The organism is Xanthomonas sp. NCPPB 1062 (assembly GCF_041481705.2).
GTDB lineage: Bacteria > Pseudomonadota > Gammaproteobacteria > Xanthomonadales > Xanthomonadaceae > Xanthomonas > Xanthomonas euvesicatoria.
Window position 1 is genome coordinate 386958 of sequence record NZ_CM192987.1, and the last position, 15905, is coordinate 402862.

The window sequence follows — 15905 nt, forward strand, 5'->3', positions numbered from 1 at the left end:
TCCAGTGAGCGCGTCACCACGCGCGGGGCTGGCAGCATCGCGCAGGCACCTGCGTGCATGCAGATCCCGGCGCGAACGCGCGCAGCCGCACACGAATGCGCCGGCCATGACCGGCGCTGCCGACCTTGCTCAGTAATTGACCTGCAACTGCAGGCGCAGCAAATCGCCTTCCACTACCGGATACGGCGCGGTGCTGACGTCGGTGCGCTTCATCTTCGAATAGGCGAACACCAGTTCCAGCGCATCCATCGGCTGCCATTCGACACCGGCTTCCACTTCGTCCAGACGCATGCGCGGGGCATTGGTGTCGAACTTGGAGCCGCCGCGGTAGGTCTGCCATTTCAGGTAGGGCAGCAAGGTGCCGTAGGTGAAGTCGTGCTTGAACATGGCCTGCACGTAGCCGCCGCTCAACGAGCGGGTGCGGATGCGGCGCTGGGCCACATCCAGTTCCGGGCCACGGCCCACCGTCCACTCCGCCTGCAGTCCGAACGGCTGCGGGTAGTAGATGATGTGCGCGGCCACGCGCTGGTCGGTATAGCCATTGGGCTCGGTGATGGCCGGGGTAAAGCTGCGGCCGCCGATATTCACTGCCGCCGCAGTCGGCACGAAGCGGCCGGCGTAGGCGTCGGCGCCCACTTCCAGGTACTGGCCGTTGGCGAACTTGAACGGGTAGGTGGCGTGCACCACCGCGTGCATGCTGTCGTTGCGCTCGGCGCGATTGGCGCCCTGGCCGTTGTACACACCGGCACCGATTACGCCGTAATCCCCGGACCCCTTCAATCCCGACTTGACCAGGTCCTGAAAGCGGCCCTTGGCCACGGTGGGGCTGTAATAGAACACCGCACCGATATCGCGTTCGTCGCGCAGGCCGGAGTTCAGTGCATCGGCGCGATCCAGCGAGAGCCGGTTCTGGCTGGACTGCAGATTTTCCCAGCCGTACGGCATTTTCGACTGACCCACACGCACACGGTATTCGCGCTTCTTGTCGAAGAAGATATCGGCGTAGGCATCGCGCAGCTGCGCAAAGTTGGAGGTGGTGGAGCCGGTGGGCGTGCTGGCGAAATCCGGCTGGAAATACAGCGACACGTGCTCGTTGAGATCGCCGCTCAGCACCAGACGCGCACGGCGGATGCCCAGGCTCTGGTCGTTGCCGATAAAGCGGTCGCCCGGCGCGCGCAGGTCCTGCGCATCGCCGCCGATGCCCTGGTTGTAGCGAATCTGGGTGTAGCCGCGCAGGCTGAGTTTGTCGTACCACTTCTTAGCAGTGTCGCCGGACTTGGCCGGCGCTGGCGTTGCAGCGGGCGCCGGCGCAGGCCCGGCCTGGGCAACGGCAGTGTCGGCGGGCGTTGCGGCGCCCGGCGCGGGCGCGAGCGGTTGCGCAGGCGTTGCCGGCATCGCCGACGCCGGCAGCTTGCCGTTTTCGTCCACCTGCACGAAGGTGCCCAGCTTGTCGCGCCCTGGCGCCGGCTCGGCGAAGATCTGCTTGGTCTTGCGGTCGACGTACAGCTCCAGCTCGGCGGCCAGCGTGCTGCCGCTGGCGGTCGCGCTGAGGGCGCACAGAACAGTGGCGAAATTGCGTTTTTTCATTGGTCCGGCTCGTGCAAGGGAAACGGGTCGGCGGCTGCGTCGATCCGGTGCTGCCAAGAAGGCGGCTGCACGGCGTGGAAGCGCCTGCCAGGCGCCGGTCGTCCTGACGTAGCGGCAATGGCAGCAGTTATATTTAGATTTGATGTCAGTTTGGTGACACTGGCAGACCTCGCTGTCGTGGCCCTTGTGTCACGGTCGTGTCGGGGCGATGGCAGTTCTGCGACCAACGTGAGGCGGGCCCAGCTGCGCGCGATGGGGTGCAGACGCTCGTACAGAACTGGATTCGGAAGGTGCGGTCGTGGGCATGGCGGAGATTGCGCACGGGCCGTCCAAGCTTTCGACGTGGCCCATCGCCGATGGCTGCGCGGCATGAGACCTGCTGGATTCGCCAGCGTGCGCAGCGTTTGCGCCACCATTGGGTAGCCGCAGGCACGTGTCATCGGCAGCGACATCGGCCCGGTCACGCGGCCGTCTGCTGCGCGGGGGGATATGTCGCGCAGCGCCAGGCTGTGCAGGTCTCCAGCGCTGGCAGCGACCCAGTGCCGCATCGGCGCGCTCACCGCGCCACGCGTTGACCAACCGAGACGCGCACGGCGGCTGATCGGCCGTTCAGAGCAGCGCCACACCCGAACGCCTGAACCAGTGCCACTGGTCCAACGCACTGGAGATCATCCCGACACACGCAGCCACGCCGACCAGCCGGCCATCGCCGCTGGTTGCATGCGGTGAAGCGCCACGAAGTTCGCCGGGTTCCACGTGGTCACGTCGCACTTGCTCCACGCTGCGCGAACCACTGCGTGCCGAACGGCTGGGCAGCACAGTGGTCCCGCCGTGACTCAGCGCGCCGCGAGTGCCGCCGCCACCGCGTCGCGCAACGGCGTGGTGGGGCGGCCGATCAACCGGCCCAGCGTCTGGCTCTCATCGAACAGGGCGCCGTCGCGCGAGGCGGCCGAGCACTGCGCCAGCACCTGCGCAAAGCCGGCCGGCAGGCCGATCTGCACCAGCGCTGCCGCGTAATCGGCTTCCGGCAGGTCGTGATAGGCCACCGGCTTGCCCGACTGCTGCGCCACCTCGGCGGCGTACTCGGCCATCGTGAAAGCGGCATCGCCTGCCAGCTCGTACACCTGGCCGGCCTGTGGGACATCCGAAGCCAGTACTGCAGCCGCCGCCGCGGCATAGTCGGCGCGCGTGGCGGCGCTGATCTTGCCGTCGCCCGCACTGCCGATCACCGCGCCGTGGGCGACTTCTGCGGCGATCGAGCCGGTGTAGTTCTCGGTGTACCAGCCATTGCGCAACAACGCGTGCGGCACGCCGCTCTCGCGCAGCAGCGCCTCGGTGGCCACATGCTCGGCGGCCAGCGACAGCGTGCTGGTATCGGCATGCAGGATGCTCGTATACGCCAGCAGCTCCACCCCGGCGCGCTTTGCAGCCTCGATCACGTTGTGGTGTTGCGGCACGCGCTGGCCAACCGCATTGGACGAGACCAGCAACACGCGGCCCACGCCGGCGAAGGCGGTGTCCAGGCTTTGCGGGTTCGCATAGTCGGCCTGACGTACCGCGATGTCGCGTTTTGCGAACTCGGCAAGTGACGCGGTATCCCTCGCCGTTGCTACGATGCGGTTGGCAGGCAGATGGCCAAGCAGCGCTTGGACAACCAGCGCACCCAACTGCCCGCTGGCGCCGGTGACAAGAATCAGGGGGGATGTAGATGTCATGACGGGCTCCGTTAGGTTTGCATAAGAGATTTGGTCTACTATCTAGACCTCATTGGTCGCCCGCATAGTGTCAGCCCCGCCCCGGCCTCCGCAAGGAGGCAGTTTCGCTCCCCCTGGTTACCGTGAGATACCCCACGTGAATGCGATTGCCCTGTTCCCGCTGCCGCCGTCCCTGGAAGGACCCTTCGACGCCACCAAGTGCCCGGTGCGCGATGTACTCGACCAGATCGGCGACAAGTGGACCCTGCTGATCCTGCTGACGCTGATCCCCGGCCCATCCCGCTTCAGTGCCATCCAGCGCGCCGTGCCGGACATCTCCAAGCGCATGCTGACCCAGACGCTGCGCAATCTTGAGCGCAACGGCATGATCACCCGCAAGGTCTACGCCACCAAGCCGCCGAGCGTGGAATACGCGCTCTCCAAGCTGGGAATTTCACTCCTCGGCCCGGTCTCGCAACTGCTCACGTGGGCGGGCGAAAACCACGGCAGCATCCGCGCCGCGCGCGAGCGATTCGATCGCGCGCAGCAGGCGGCAGTGGCGTTGGATCCCGACGAAGCGATGGCATAGGCGCAGTGCTGCGTCGCCCCGATTCAAGCCAATGCGCTGAGGTGGTGCAGCGGCGCTCCCGCGTGCGCATCGGCTGGGCTGTCGGCCGTGACTGCAGAAGGCACTCGTGGTGTCCCTGCTTGCATCTCTCTCATGTGCGGTCTGACGCGTGAGTCAGGCCGCGCTGTGAAGTACTGTCGGATGGAATGAAGTGTCAGGGCGCCAGCCGGCGACGACACAGCGTCAGTGCAGCCCAGCCAACCCCGCCGCCAGCGATGCCACCCCAAATGATGCCATCGGTGAAGCGATAGCCAGTAAGGTGTGCCACACCGGCACCGATGACGAAGCCGGAAAGCGAGAACCAGGCAACCATCCGACGGCCCGCCACGGCCCGATCTTTCGCGGCACGCCTGCGACGAATCTTTTCTCGTGCTTCCAGATCCGGCTGAAGTATGGCCTGCGCGATTGCCTCTGCTTGTGACTTATCCATGCACCGATTCCTGAAGAGCGCCAGCGCTTGAATTACGCTGCCGCCTGCCCGCGAGACGGGCTTGGCTTGAAAGAGTTGTTAGGCCGCATTCTGCGCCGCCACACGCGACCGGAACAGTAGAAACTCCAGGCGGTGATTGCAGTTGGCGCAGTATAGGTCCCGTCCGATGCCGGGGCGCTCAACCTTGCGAACAAGATGCAGCGGGTAATCTGGCCGTGGCTCCTCCGGCAGGCGCCCAGTAGTCCGGAAAGTACGATCCAAAATCTGCATAGCAGAAGTCGCAGAGGACACTCTCTTGGCCCCAAATTTCAAAGCCGTGGTACTCGTGTTTCTCTGCCAATGCACTGGTCTAGCTCGCCAGTTGCATGCCCCCAGTCGAAGCACGGGGCGACATCAATCTCTTGCAGTTGAAGTGAGCATGGGGCAACTGGTCATACGGCCTGATGCTTGAGGTAAGCCGAACCGCAAAGCGGGTGCGGTATGAATGATGGTTACGACGCATCGCCGAACTCGCGCAGATGCGGCACATACGCTGAGAGCACAGACACACAGAGGCACTCGGAGACTATGAGCCACTCCTGCATCGAGTCTAACGATGCGGTGACGTGCAGGAAGTGACCTGCGGTGCGATCCCGCCAGCCGCCGGAAATGACCTTGTAGAGGAGGTGGCCTGTAGTGAGCGGGCTTTCCCAGTACTCAAGCATGTCCCCTTCGTCCATCACCTGGAATGCCCGAACGAAAGGAAAGTGGATCTCAAGGTGGCGGTCGACTCCCGCCGGCGCCGCCACAACAATGCGCAGGCCAGAGCTGGTGCTGATGATCTCGGTAACGTCTGCGCCTTCATGCCACTGGACCTCGGAGCCGACAGGTTCTAGAAACGTCTGCATGCGGCCCACTGCCTCAATGAATTGTTAGCCGGCAACACTAACTGCAAGCAGCACGAGTTGCCAGATGAGCAGGAGCACAGTGGGATAGAAGGTCAGTGCGAACCCCAGCGCTCTGGCGCCACCACCGCCACTGTAGGTCGCAAAAAACGTCAGCCTTCCAAGCAAGAACGCACAAGCGCATGCCGGAACTGCGGCTTGGATGCCGCGGTGCGGGTTCATGAGGGCGGCGACGTAGACCGGCAGCGCAAACGCTAGCTGCTCTGTCGTATTTTGAAGCAAAGATTGCAACGTTTTAGCACGAACGGTCCCATCACTCATCGCGCTGCCGTCAATGTCTGCAGGCGTAACGAAGCGGTGTTTGGCCATGCGTGCGATAGCGACAAACATCGCCGTGGCCGGCAACAGCAAGCTGATAACTGTCCGCTCTGGTGTGTCCCAGCGCAAGAACGCTCGTGATAGTAGGAACACAACGAGTAGAGAAGCAAAAAGGCCAGATGCCATGCCGAGGACCACGCCTCGTTGCTTTCTGTCTAAATGCACCGTGGCTCCCTCTGCCGGCGAACGTTCGAGGACACCTTGGCGTAGGTTTCAGGCATTGATGCGCCTCAAGCGGTAGGTCATTTCTTCCGCGATTTCCGGCGACGTCCCCCCGCTCTGAGTAGCGGCCGGGTTTAGAGTCCGGGGTTGATGATATCGGTGTTGGCCAGCTGTTGGGCATACGCAGATGGCGTCATGCCGCCAATGGCCTTCTTGGGTCGCTCCTCGTTGTATTCGCGTCGCCAGCGTTCGATCTCGGTACGCGCATGCAGCAGGGTTGGGAACCAGTGCTCGTTGAGGCATTCGTCGCGCAGCCGGCCATTGAACGATTCGACGTAGGCGTTCTGGTTTGGCTTGCCAGGCTGGATCAGCCGTAACTGCACGCCACGCGCATGTGCCCAGGCCACCATCGCTTTGCCGCAAAACTCCTTGCCGTTATCTGTGCGGATCACCTGTGGCAAGCCGCGACTGTGCGCCAGCCGATCCAGCACGCGTGTCACGCCATGGCCCGAGATTGCGCGCTCCACCTCGATGGCGATCGCTTCGTGGGTTGCATCGTCCACGATCACCAGACACTTGATCACTCGGCCTTCGGCGCTGCGGTCGAACACGAAATCCATCGACCACACCTGATTGGCCTGCGATGGCCGCAGCAGCGGCTGACGCTCTCCTATCAGCACCTTTTTGCGCTTGCGGCGCCGGACCTGCAGCTGCTGCTCGCGGTACAACCGCTCCACACGCTTGTAGTTCACGATGCGTCCTTCCTGTCGTAATTTGAGATAGATCATCCCCACACCATAACGGCGATGGCGATGCGCCAACGCACAGATGCGTTCGCGCAGTTCGACGTTGCGATCTTCGCGCGGGCAATATCGCAGCGCACTGGCGCTCATGCCGATCACTGCCAACGCACGACGCTCGCTGGCACCACGCCCGATCCACTCGCGCACCAGCATGCGACGCGCCGGTGCGCTCACCACTTTTTTCGCAGTGCATCCTTGATCAGGTCGTTCTCGAACAGCTGCTCGGCCAGCAACTTCTTCAGCCGCGCGTTCTCGGACTCAAGGTCCTTGAGCCGCTTGGCATCGGGCACGCTCATCCCGCCGAACTTGCTGCGCCACAGATAATAGGAAGCCTCGCTGAAGCCATGCCGCCGGCACAGGTCCTTGATCGCCACACCGGCATCAGCTTCGCGCAGGAAGCCGATGATCTGTTCTTCAGAAAAACGCTTCTTCACGTCCAATCTCCTCGAGTTAGGGAATTGGACTCCAAACTGAGGTGCTACTCAAAATCGGGGGGGCGTCGCCGGGTCACTGCATTTCGCAAACTCTTCAATGACCGCAATGGACTCGGGTGTATCGATATCAGCGAGCGCATGGCTAAACCATTTCGCGATGACGCCTGGCTCAGAGCACGTGTACTCGAACATCTGAAACCCGTTCGCAAGCACCTGTCGAATGTACGTAACGCTGGATGGGCGACGAAGCAACTGGATTTCCCGCGTGATCTCTTGATGGAGCTCATGGCCGGGCATCACCAACAGCCTGTTGAAAACCTCAGCCCTCTGCTCCTGATCCGCAATGCTTTGAGCAAGGCAAAAGAGATCGTATGTGGCCTGCCAATCATTGTTGGCGATGGCTGCGGCCATCCCGTGCAGGACTTTTTCTTTGATCGTGGCCGATGGTTGGCTCATGCCGGATGACCTACGCCTAAGCTAAGCGGGCTGCGCGGTCTGGGTGGTGACCGAGCGGGCAGTTTACTCCACGCAGGTTTGCACGGGCGCATGGTTAGGATCTACGGCGCTGCGCCGAAGGGACTTGGCTTCTGTAGCAGCCCAAGAGCGTATGCTCGAACTGAACAATGGACACGGTCTTGTGATCGATCGTCTGGATTCGTGAGGCGGCCAGCGTTACCAGTGATTGTTCTGCACCGACAAGCCGCTCCTTGACTCCGAGGCTGAGCTGAAGCAGAGGAAAGACATGCTTTGAGTCTGCGATCCGGATGAAGTCGTGTAGAGGTGCATCACTCTCGCATTCGTACACGCTGAACCAGTGAGGGCGAAAGTCGCCAATCTCTCTCAGCTCCGAGCCACACTCGCTGCAGAATTTTGGCATGAAACTAACCCTGAGTTGAGCCACATTGGGGGCAACGCCGGCTTGTACGAAGTGCTAGGCACTTCCGCCGCGCCCCTCGGACCACGCCTGCCAATAAGTGGAGCTTGCCTGATCGAGGGACGCAGTTGCCAGTGGCTGGCCGGTGTCGAGCGCGAGCTCCAGTGCCCGATAGGCAAGTGTGAGCGTGCCTAGCGTTGTGTATATAGTCAGAGGTGCCTCACTCACGATCGAGAGCAGCTCAGGTGAGCGCTCAGCGATTTCGCGTGGATCTGCAAGCACCGCGCCATCATGCTCTTCGAGCTGAAACAGGGTGCAGCCTCTCAGCAGAAGCACGAACCCATCGCCCTCAGGCTGGAAAGCCCTGCGCAGGTAAGGGATTGAGATGGAGAGAGCCAGATCGCCAGGCACAGTTCCCTCGGCTCGATCCAGGGAGCCGTCGTGGAGATAATCCCAAGCTGCCGTATGAATCATGAAGCACCTAACGCTTGAATTAAGCCGCGCGCGATGCGGACTTGGGTTGAATGAATTTCTAGACGCCAGCCGAAGTAGCTGGAGCCTGCTCTAACTCTGACGTAAATATATCCGCTAGCCAGATGGTGTGGCCCTCCGAGCCGACACACTCGACGGCGAAAGCGGCCTCACCGCCTGGCTTAGCCGCATGCATCAGAACGACCGCTCCAAGGTCACCGATCTGGGGAGACCTTTGGCTGAAGTCATGGTCTATCCGAGCGTCGGGGATGTTTGCGATATGGTGCGCAACGCCTCGTCGCGTGCGATCTGGTCCGTTGCGAATAGGTCATCACAGACGGTTGAGTTATCCAACTCATCAAGAGCCCCAAGAGTCCAATCGGTGTCGAGCCGCAATAGATCTCTAAGCGAACAGTACAGCCATCGGTCGAAACGGAGCGGCATGGGGGCGGTGCAAAAAGTTGATAGTTCTCCTAAAGAGTCTTTGATGCATTTGCATCTGCTCATCACCCAACGCCTCAGTTAATCAAGGTTGCGAAACAACATCGGCCTTGATGAATTTTTAGGAAAAACTACCATCAAGGCATTTTGCTTTCGACAAGTTCTTTCAAGTACGAAAATACGTCAGGCCCAGCATCTTCGCCTGACGACTTATTTGGCGGGGAAGGGCGAGGGTCTTCCTGACGCACGAGCAAAGAGCTGCTTCCCTCACTTTCGGTCAGCTCGTAGGTCATGAGAAAGTAGTGCTCTGGAATGTCTTGCAGATCGGGGCGCGGGAAGAAGAGTGAGTACTTGAGGCGCGACTCCGGCAAGAACTCAAGAACCGTGCCTTTCTGTTCAAAGACTTGCCCGTTCCACTCGTTCCGAAAAATGATAGGGGTGCCCACTTCCCACGTGGTCAGCAGATCAGAGCCATATTGCCATTGCTTGACTAGCTCAGGCACGGTCAACGCTTTCCAGACTTTACTGGCAGGTGCAAGAATCCTTACGAGTGACTTCGACGTTTTCATCTGCATATCCCGAGGATGTTTCGTGTTGGCTAACCCCTGAATCAAACCGCGCCGCGAAGCAGCGTCGGCTTGAATGAATAGTTAGACGGTGGTGCCAGGAGGTGGTGCAGCAAGGACCGTGATACCCAGCACTGCTGCCGCGCACCGAGCATGCCACAGATTGCGGCTTCGGGCTCGCCCGAGATGCTAGCCGCTGGATGTGACCGGCACCGGAGGCAATGAGCGCAGCGGAGCAATGAAGACGCACGACGAAGCGGCGAGCGATCCGACGCAAGGGACGAGAGAATCAAGCAACGGAGCCGACCGCTGAAGCACAAGAGCTGTTGCAGAAGGCAGAAGTCAAGCCGCAAGTACAGCACTACCGCCTAACGCCCGAATTGAGCCGTGCCGCGAAGCGGCGTCGGCTTGGAAGAATTATTAGCCACTTAGTGGCGGCATCAGTTTTTTTTCACATTCACCGACATCGATCTCTGGGCGCTCCGACCACTCTAGTTGCGTCATAGGACTAAAGCAGATGTGGTAACAGCCACCTCCAACCCTAAAGCCGTCCGGGCTCATAGTGCAGGTGACCAAACAATCCGCCGCTTTAGTGCAATTCTTGAAGAGCAGCCGAATCTCACACTGCTCTTGCTCGTTCAAGACGCGACGGGGCTGCGCCTTGCAGGCATTGAAGTGGCTGATGTCGCCAAAGTCTTGAGGAGGCGATGGGATTGCGGTCTTAGGATTGACTGCGCCGTAGGATGTGCTGACATCTTGGACTTGGCATCCGCCAAGAGGAGCCGAAACCAGAAACAAGAAAAGAGTAGGTCTCACGTGGCTAACGCCCAAATTAAGCAGACCCACTAAGCGGTTTCGGCTTGAATGGATTGTTAGGCCGCGCCTGACAGCACGCGGCCAGTAGCTTTTGTATCACCCTCCCAGACCGTGAACTCGGTACCGACCGGGAAGTATCGAACAGCCTCTGGCATGAGCAGTTGTACCGTAGCCGGGAAAGTCTCTCCAGGCAAAGGATTGCCCGAGAAGAGCAGGCGAGCCGACCAATACTCGTTGTTGATGCCAAGGACTGCGCGCCACTCGCCGTGCACCAGGTGGCCAGTGCGTCCGCCGGCGTCTGTCGGTAGCAGATGAATCTCGGCAGCGAATAGAGGTGACATAGCGGCCTAACGCTGGAATTAAATCGAGTTGCGAAACAACTTCGGCGGGAATGAATTGTTAGGCTGATGGCCGGTGAGGAACATATTGCAAAGGCGCTCGCTGCAGGAACCATTTTGGTAGGTAGACGCGGCCAAATGGGGGTGACAAAAGCATAACGCCAGGTTCTTCAGTGCCGATGGTCTCCATCTCGGCTGCCGTCAGAATGACAAGCTCAACGGTGCCAGGAGTCTGGCCATGCTCTAGCAGCACCGAGTCTCCTATTTGAATTGGTGATCCGTCTGCGTAGGTGAGCATTGAATTTTCCCCCGAGGCCTAACGCTTGAATTAAGCCGATCCGCGAAGCGGGTTCGACTTGAAAGAATTGTTATGTGCCATCCTGCAACGGAAAGCCGTCCGGAAGCAATTCAACCTCCGAGAGCATGCAAATGCCATTGCCGCTACAGAGCGGCCTGACGCCAAGGATGACACCGGAGGGGCCGTGCTCAGCTTGGACTACGACGACGGGCTCGGACTCACCAGACTCAAGGCGCTGGAGAGCGCAGCACGGAAGCGCGAAGTCCACGGGCTCGGACCCGCCAGGGATGTAGAACACGGCTCTACCCTCTATCACATCGGCCTCGGTTGCGGGGCGGCGAGCCATGTGGGGAACGGACGACCAGCAGGCTTTTTCTACACGACCCCAGAGATTGTCCATGGCACTTAACACCTGACTTAACCCGAGCCGCGAAGCGGATTCGGCTTGAATGAATTGTTAGGCCTCATCATCTATCAGGCCTATGCTGTAAGGAAGTCCTGCAACGAAATGCGCGACGCGCTGGTCGCGTGATGCTGATTTGATGGCGACCGCCTCCTGTTCGCATATCCGGACAAAAGTCCTCCTCTCTTCTAAGGATGCGCCTTGTAGTTCTGCCGCCATCCCTTCCGCAGCTGTAATCACCGAGTTGCTATGCCGCCTGACGCCTGAGTTAAGCCGCATCCCGAAGCGGGCTCGGCTTGAATGAATTGTCAGGCGGCAAGCCGACGCAGTCTTCCCCACGACTGGCGAAGCCCCACAAGGTGCACTAGACCAATGGCGAGACGGGTCGCCAAGCTCACGACCCAGAACGTGAGGCTGTTGCCAGGGAAGTAGGCCATGACCGGGACAAACGCCACACCGCGAACGATGCAAATACCTGTGACCGCCGTAAGGACTGTTCGACGTAGCGGAAACGGCCGGAATACACCTGCAGCCGAGAGTGCGTATGCACCCCAGATGGCCAAGATGGTGGCGATTGCTAGTGTGACCACTGTCGGGTACCAGCTGCCTTCAGCGTGACGTTGCGCCATCTGCTCTCCGGCGCCCAAGAGGCGGAAGAGTGGTTCGCCCACTACCAAGCATGCAAGATGTGCCAGTGCTGCAACGCCACTCAGTGCGCCGCCGACGATGAGAAGCTTGTTGGTTGGGCCTTCCACGCGATCTCCCTTGCGGACTAACGCCCGAGTTAAGCCAATCCACGAAGCGGGTTCGGCTTGAATGAATTGTTATCGCGGAGGTCGTTGACCAAGTTGTCGAACGATTGCGTGCCCTTTAGAAGGTGCTGCGCATCCTGTACGAACTCTTCCAGCTCAAGGATTGTAATCCCAGCAAGGCGATGGACCTCTGCAGCGCTCTGCCCTAGGGACTGGTGCCCAACAACCTTGTTACGGACAAGGAAAATCCACCGAATGCGTTGCACCGCGCTGGCCATCCGAAGCCAGCTCGCCACGCCGCGCTCGCTGTCCCTAGCCGTCCAACAACGCCTTGTCCCGCACCGCACCCTTGTCCGCACTGGTCGCCAGCAACGCGTACGCCTTCAATGCAGTAGTGACCTTGCGCGGGCGCACTTCCACCGGCTTCCAGCCCTTGGCGTCTTGCTCGGCACGACGAAGGGCGAGTTCTTCGTCCGAGATCAGCAGATTGATCGAGCGCTTGGGAATATCGATCAGGATCCTGTCGCCGTCGCGCACCAGGCCGATCGCGCCGCCTGCGGCGGCTTCCGGCGATGCGTGGCCGATCGATAACCCCGAGGTGCCGCCGGAGAAGCGGCCGTCGGTGAGCAGGGCGCATTGTTTGCCCAGGCCCTTGGATTTGAGATAGCTGGTGGGGTAGAGCATTTCCTGCATGCCGGGGCCGCCCTTGGGGCCCTCGTAGCGGATGACCACCACATCGCCTGCGACCACCTCATCGGCAAGGATGCCCTTGACTGCCGCATCCTGGCTCTCGAACACGCGGGCCGTGCCTTCGAATACGTGGATGGATTCGTCCACGCCTGCAGTTTTCACCACGCAGCCGTCGCGGGCGATATTGCCGTACAGCACGGCCAGGCCGCCTTCCTGCGAGAACGCGTGTGCGACATCGCGGATGCAGCCGTCGCTACGGTCGGTATCCAGGCTGTCCCAGCGCGTGGCCTGGCTGAAGGCGATCTGCGTGGGGATGCCGGCCGGGCCGGCTTTGTAGAACGTGTGTACTGTTTCATCGTCGGTCTGGGTGACATCCCATTGCGCGATGGCCTCGGCCAGCGTGCGTGCGTGCACGGTGGCGGCGTTGGTATGCAGCAGGCCACCACGTGCCAGCTCGCCGAGAATGGCCATGATGCCGCCAGCGCGATGCACGTCTTCGATGTGGTACTTGGGCGTATTCGGCGCGACCTTGCATAGCTGTGGCACGCGCTTGGACAGGCGGTCGATATCGTGCATGCCGAATGCAACCTCGCCCTCTTGTGCGGCAGCGAGCAGATGCAGGATGGTGTTGGTCGAGCCACCCATGGCGATATCCAGCGTCATCGCATTTTCGAAGGCTTCGAAGGTGGCGATGCCGCGCGGCAGGGCAGTGGGATCTTCGCCGCCGTACCAGCGGTGACACAGTTCCACCGCCACGCGTCCGGCGCGCAGGAACAGCTGCTCGCGGTCGGCGTGCGTGGCCACAACCGTGCCGTTGCCGGGCAGCGACAGGCCCAGCGCTTCGGTCAGGCAGTTCATCGAGTTGGCGGTGAACATGCCCGAGCACGAGCCGCAGGTGGGGCAGGCGCTGCGCTCGAACTCGGCCACCTTTTCGTCGGAGGCGGTGTCGTCGGCGGCGATCACCATCGCGTCGATCAGGTCGAGCTTGTGCTCGGCCAGCTTGGTCTTGCCGGCTTCCATCGGGCCGCCGGAAACGAACACGGTGGGGATGTTGAGCCGCAGCGCGGCCATCAACATGCCGGGGGTGATCTTGTCGCAATTGGAAATGCACACCAGCGCGTCGGCGCAATGCGCATTGACCATGTATTCGACCGAATCGGCGATGATCTCGCGGCTGGGCAACGAATACAGCATGCCGTCGTGGCCCATCGCGATGCCGTCATCCACGGCGATGGTGTCGAACTCCTTGGCCACGCCGCCGACGCGTTCGATCTCGCGCGCGACCAGCTGACCAAGATCCTTCAGATGCACATGCCCGGGCACGAACTGCGTGAACGAGTTGGCGATGGCGATGATGGGCTTGTGGAAGTCGCCATCGCGCATGCCGGTGGCACGCCACAGGGCGCGGGCGCCGGCCATGTTGCGGCCGTGGGTGGAGGTCTTGGAGCGGTACTCGGGCATGGCGAATTCGACGGCTGATTGGCGAGCGGTGGCTGGCAATTAGAGCGCGTCGTGACTGTTGCTGCTGCAACCGTCACCGCACGCGCAGGGTCCGCACGGTAGCACGCACGCCGGCGTGCACCTGCAGTGCAGCGGCGGGCGCTGCCGGCATGCCGTGCAGTGACCGCTCGTGCGCCATCGCCTCGCGGGGTCCGCACGTGCGCGGCGCCTCTGCCTGTCATGTAATGCGATGTAAACGTATGCGTCCGGGCATGCAGTGGCAGGAGTGCGAACCGGCGCGCAGATCCGGGCGCTGGGGCGCGGCCACCATCGAACCGGACCGCTGCGGCCGAGGGGAGCTGCGCCGGCGAGGATCTTTCCAACGGCACCGCAGGAGGCGCCCCGATGTCCGACCATCCCTCTCCACGCCGCGTACCAGCGGCATCATCTCACTCCACCACGCCACCGGTCGCCGGCGGCATCAGCCGCCGTCGCGTGCTGCAAGGCGCGGCCGGCGCTGCGGTCGTGGCCACCACCGGCTGGGCAGGCCATGCGGCCGCGCAAAGCGCCAGCCTGCCGTTCGCTGGCCTCAACCTGTCCGGTCTGGCCTCCAATAGCTATGTGGAGAACGCCGAGATCGGCACGCATTACCGCGCCATCACTGCCCAGCACGTCGCCGCGGCGGGGAGCTGCCCGCTCTTCCGTCTGCCGACCACTGCCGCGCGCTTCACGCGTGGACAGGGTGCGCCATTGAACGAGAGCTACTGCAGGCAGGTGCAGGACGCGCTGGACAACATCGCTGCGCGCGGCAAGCGCGCCATCGTGGAGTTGCACGATTACATGCGGCTGCCGCAGCGGGTGGCGGCCAAGAGCGGTTATCGGCGCGATGCCAGCGGTGCAGTGGTCGATGCGCGTGGCAACCGTGTCGGCGACCTGGCGGCGGCCGGGTTGTGGGCCGACACCTACCCGCTGCGCAACTTCAATTACGTGGGCTATCTGGACAGTCGCGACCAACTGCTCAAGCTCTACGAATACCGGGTGATCGGCACGCCGGGGTGCACGCTCTACAACGACGCCGGCTTGCCGGATCTGTGGGCGCGTCTCGTCAACCGGTTCAAGCAGCACCCGGCGGTGTTCGGCTGGGGCGTCATGAACGAGCCGTACCAGGGCGCCGAGCGCAACGCCGATGGCAGCGTGCTGTCGATGGCCGCACATTGGCAGAAGACCGCCACCGCCTGCTCCAAGGCCATCATCGACCGCGATCGAAACCATTTCGTGTTCGTGTGTGGCAACGGCTATGCCAGCGCCCGGCGCTGGCAGGACGATTCGATGGGCCTGTTCGACATCCCGGACCCATACGATTGCATCGTGTACGAGGCGCACAACTATCTCGACAGCAATGGCAGCGGGGGCGGTAACTGGATCGGGCCCGGTGGACGCAACGAGGTGATCAAGCCGGATACCGGCATCGACATGGTCAGCCCGTTCATCGAAGCGCTGCAGCAGGCCGGCAAGCGCGGTTATCTGGGCGAGCACGGCTATCCGGCCGGCAATCGCAGCGCGGAGATCGCCACCACGCGCATGCTGGCGCACTTGCAGGCCTACAACATTCCCAGCACGCAGTGGTGCTTCGGCCCCGGGTGGCCGGACGACGACGTGCTTGGCATGAGCCGCGACGTGGGTGCGGACATCCAGGCCAAGGCCAATCTGGCGGCCGTGCAGGCGTTTTTCGACGTGCGCCTGTCCAGCTACGTTCCGCCCCGCTAGCGGGCATCGCCGCCGCTACGGGGAGGTGGCGGCGGTTTACACTGCGGCA

At 61.9% G+C, this 15905-nt stretch carries 13 protein-coding genes and 1 pseudogene; 2 read left to right on the forward strand and 12 right to left on the reverse strand.

The window, feature by feature from the left end; genetic code table 11:
* Positions 1-129: 129 nt before the first annotated feature.
* Together ACCQ16_RS01640 and ACCQ16_RS01645 are read right to left on the reverse strand one after the other, a co-directional pair.
* Positions 130-1587: an OprO/OprP family phosphate-selective porin gene (locus ACCQ16_RS01640; protein WP_277573026.1), complete on the reverse strand. Its 1458-nt coding sequence runs from the start codon at positions 1585-1587 to the stop codon at positions 130-132.
* An 836-nt stretch (positions 1588-2423) separates the two neighbouring features.
* The gene (locus tag ACCQ16_RS01645; protein ID WP_218499095.1) at positions 2424-3302 is read right to left on the reverse strand and encodes an SDR family oxidoreductase; all 879 of its coding nucleotides are present in this window, start codon (positions 3300-3302) and stop codon (positions 2424-2426) included.
* Positions 3303-3438: 136 nt separating this feature from the next.
* On the opposite strand from ACCQ16_RS01645, the gene ACCQ16_RS01650 reads away from it, so the two are divergent.
* On the forward strand, positions 3439-3870 hold the full coding sequence (locus tag ACCQ16_RS01650; RefSeq protein ID WP_008576183.1) for a winged helix-turn-helix transcriptional regulator: 432 nt from the start codon (positions 3439-3441) through the stop codon (positions 3868-3870).
* Between the two features lie 193 nt (positions 3871-4063).
* Here ACCQ16_RS01650 and ACCQ16_RS01655 read toward each other — a convergent pair whose 3' ends face one another.
* The 10 genes and pseudogenes from ACCQ16_RS01655 to ilvD form a co-directional block, all read right to left on the reverse strand.
* Complete coding sequence (locus tag ACCQ16_RS01655; protein ID WP_127168096.1) at positions 4064-4339, reverse strand: hypothetical protein; 276 nt, start codon at positions 4337-4339, stop codon at positions 4064-4066.
* A 491-nt stretch (positions 4340-4830) separates the two neighbouring features.
* The gene (locus ACCQ16_RS01660; RefSeq protein WP_218504693.1) at positions 4831-5226 is read right to left on the reverse strand and encodes a hypothetical protein; all 396 of its coding nucleotides are present in this window, start codon (positions 5224-5226) and stop codon (positions 4831-4833) included.
* A 24-nt stretch (positions 5227-5250) separates the two neighbouring features.
* Positions 5251-5613 (reverse strand): MAPEG family protein, encoded by a 363-nt coding sequence (locus ACCQ16_RS01665; RefSeq protein WP_277573079.1) that lies wholly within the window; start codon positions 5611-5613, stop codon positions 5251-5253.
* A gap of 284 nt (positions 5614-5897) precedes the next feature.
* A protein-coding gene (locus ACCQ16_RS01670; protein WP_094030629.1) for an IS3 family transposase occupies positions 5898-7000 on the reverse strand; the annotation gives its coding sequence in 2 pieces (ribosomal slippage) (positions 5898-6742 and positions 6742-7000; 1104 coding nt in all).
* A 48-nt stretch (positions 7001-7048) separates the two neighbouring features.
* Positions 7049-7456: a hypothetical protein gene (locus ACCQ16_RS01675; protein ID WP_372380181.1), complete on the reverse strand. Its 408-nt coding sequence runs from the start codon at positions 7454-7456 to the stop codon at positions 7049-7051.
* A gap of 94 nt (positions 7457-7550) precedes the next feature.
* On the reverse strand, positions 7551-7901 hold the full coding sequence (locus tag ACCQ16_RS01680; RefSeq protein WP_277573025.1) for a hypothetical protein: 351 nt from the start codon (positions 7899-7901) through the stop codon (positions 7551-7553).
* Positions 7902-7931: 30 nt separating this feature from the next.
* The gene (locus ACCQ16_RS01685; protein ID WP_277573024.1) at positions 7932-8348 is read right to left on the reverse strand and encodes a hypothetical protein; all 417 of its coding nucleotides are present in this window, start codon (positions 8346-8348) and stop codon (positions 7932-7934) included.
* Between the two features lie 575 nt (positions 8349-8923).
* Positions 8924-9355 (reverse strand): SRPBCC family protein, encoded by a 432-nt coding sequence (locus ACCQ16_RS01690; protein WP_277573023.1) that lies wholly within the window; start codon positions 9353-9355, stop codon positions 8924-8926.
* 2636 nt (positions 9356-11991) lie between these two features.
* A pseudogene (locus ACCQ16_RS01695) lies at positions 11992-12207 on the reverse strand (hypothetical protein); the annotation flags it as partial.
* Positions 12208-12271: 64 nt separating this feature from the next.
* Positions 12272-14110, reverse strand: a complete 1839-nt coding sequence (ilvD, locus tag ACCQ16_RS01700) for a dihydroxy-acid dehydratase (protein WP_008577983.1) — start codon at positions 14108-14110, stop codon at positions 12272-12274.
* Positions 14111-14494: 384 nt separating this feature from the next.
* Here ilvD and ACCQ16_RS01705 point away from each other — a divergent pair, with 384 nt between their 5' ends.
* Complete coding sequence (locus ACCQ16_RS01705) at positions 14495-15856, forward strand: glycoside hydrolase family 5 protein (protein WP_055026836.1); 1362 nt, start codon at positions 14495-14497, stop codon at positions 15854-15856.
* Positions 15857-15905 lie beyond the last annotated feature (49 nt).

Excerpts from the sequence above, each read along its gene's own strand:
- ACCQ16_RS01675 (WP_372380181.1), bottom strand. The coding sequence starts at position 7,456 with ATGAGCCAACCATCGGCCACGATCAAAGAAAAAGTCCTGCACGGGATG.
- ACCQ16_RS01640 (WP_277573026.1), bottom strand. The coding sequence starts at position 1,587 with ATGAAAAAACGCAATTTCGCCACTGTTCTGTGCGCCCTCAGCGCGACC.
- ACCQ16_RS01685 (WP_277573024.1), bottom strand. The coding sequence starts at position 8,348 with ATGATTCATACGGCAGCTTGGGATTATCTCCACGACGGCTCCCTGGAT.
- ACCQ16_RS01645 (WP_218499095.1), bottom strand. The coding sequence starts at position 3,302 with ATGACATCTACATCCCCCCTGATTCTTGTCACCGGCGCCAGCGGGCAG.
- ACCQ16_RS01655 (WP_127168096.1), bottom strand. The coding sequence starts at position 4,339 with ATGGATAAGTCACAAGCAGAGGCAATCGCGCAGGCCATACTTCAGCCG.
- ACCQ16_RS01665 (WP_277573079.1), bottom strand. The coding sequence starts at position 5,613 with ATGTTTGTCGCTATCGCACGCATGGCCAAACACCGCTTCGTTACGCCT.
- ACCQ16_RS01690 (WP_277573023.1), bottom strand. The coding sequence starts at position 9,355 with ATGAAAACGTCGAAGTCACTCGTAAGGATTCTTGCACCTGCCAGTAAA.
- ACCQ16_RS01705 (WP_055026836.1), top strand. The coding sequence starts at position 14,495 with ATGTCCGACCATCCCTCTCCACGCCGCGTACCAGCGGCATCATCTCAC.
- ACCQ16_RS01660 (WP_218504693.1), bottom strand. The coding sequence starts at position 5,226 with ATGCAGACGTTTCTAGAACCTGTCGGCTCCGAGGTCCAGTGGCATGAA.
- ilvD (WP_008577983.1), bottom strand. The coding sequence starts at position 14,110 with ATGCCCGAGTACCGCTCCAAGACCTCCACCCACGGCCGCAACATGGCC.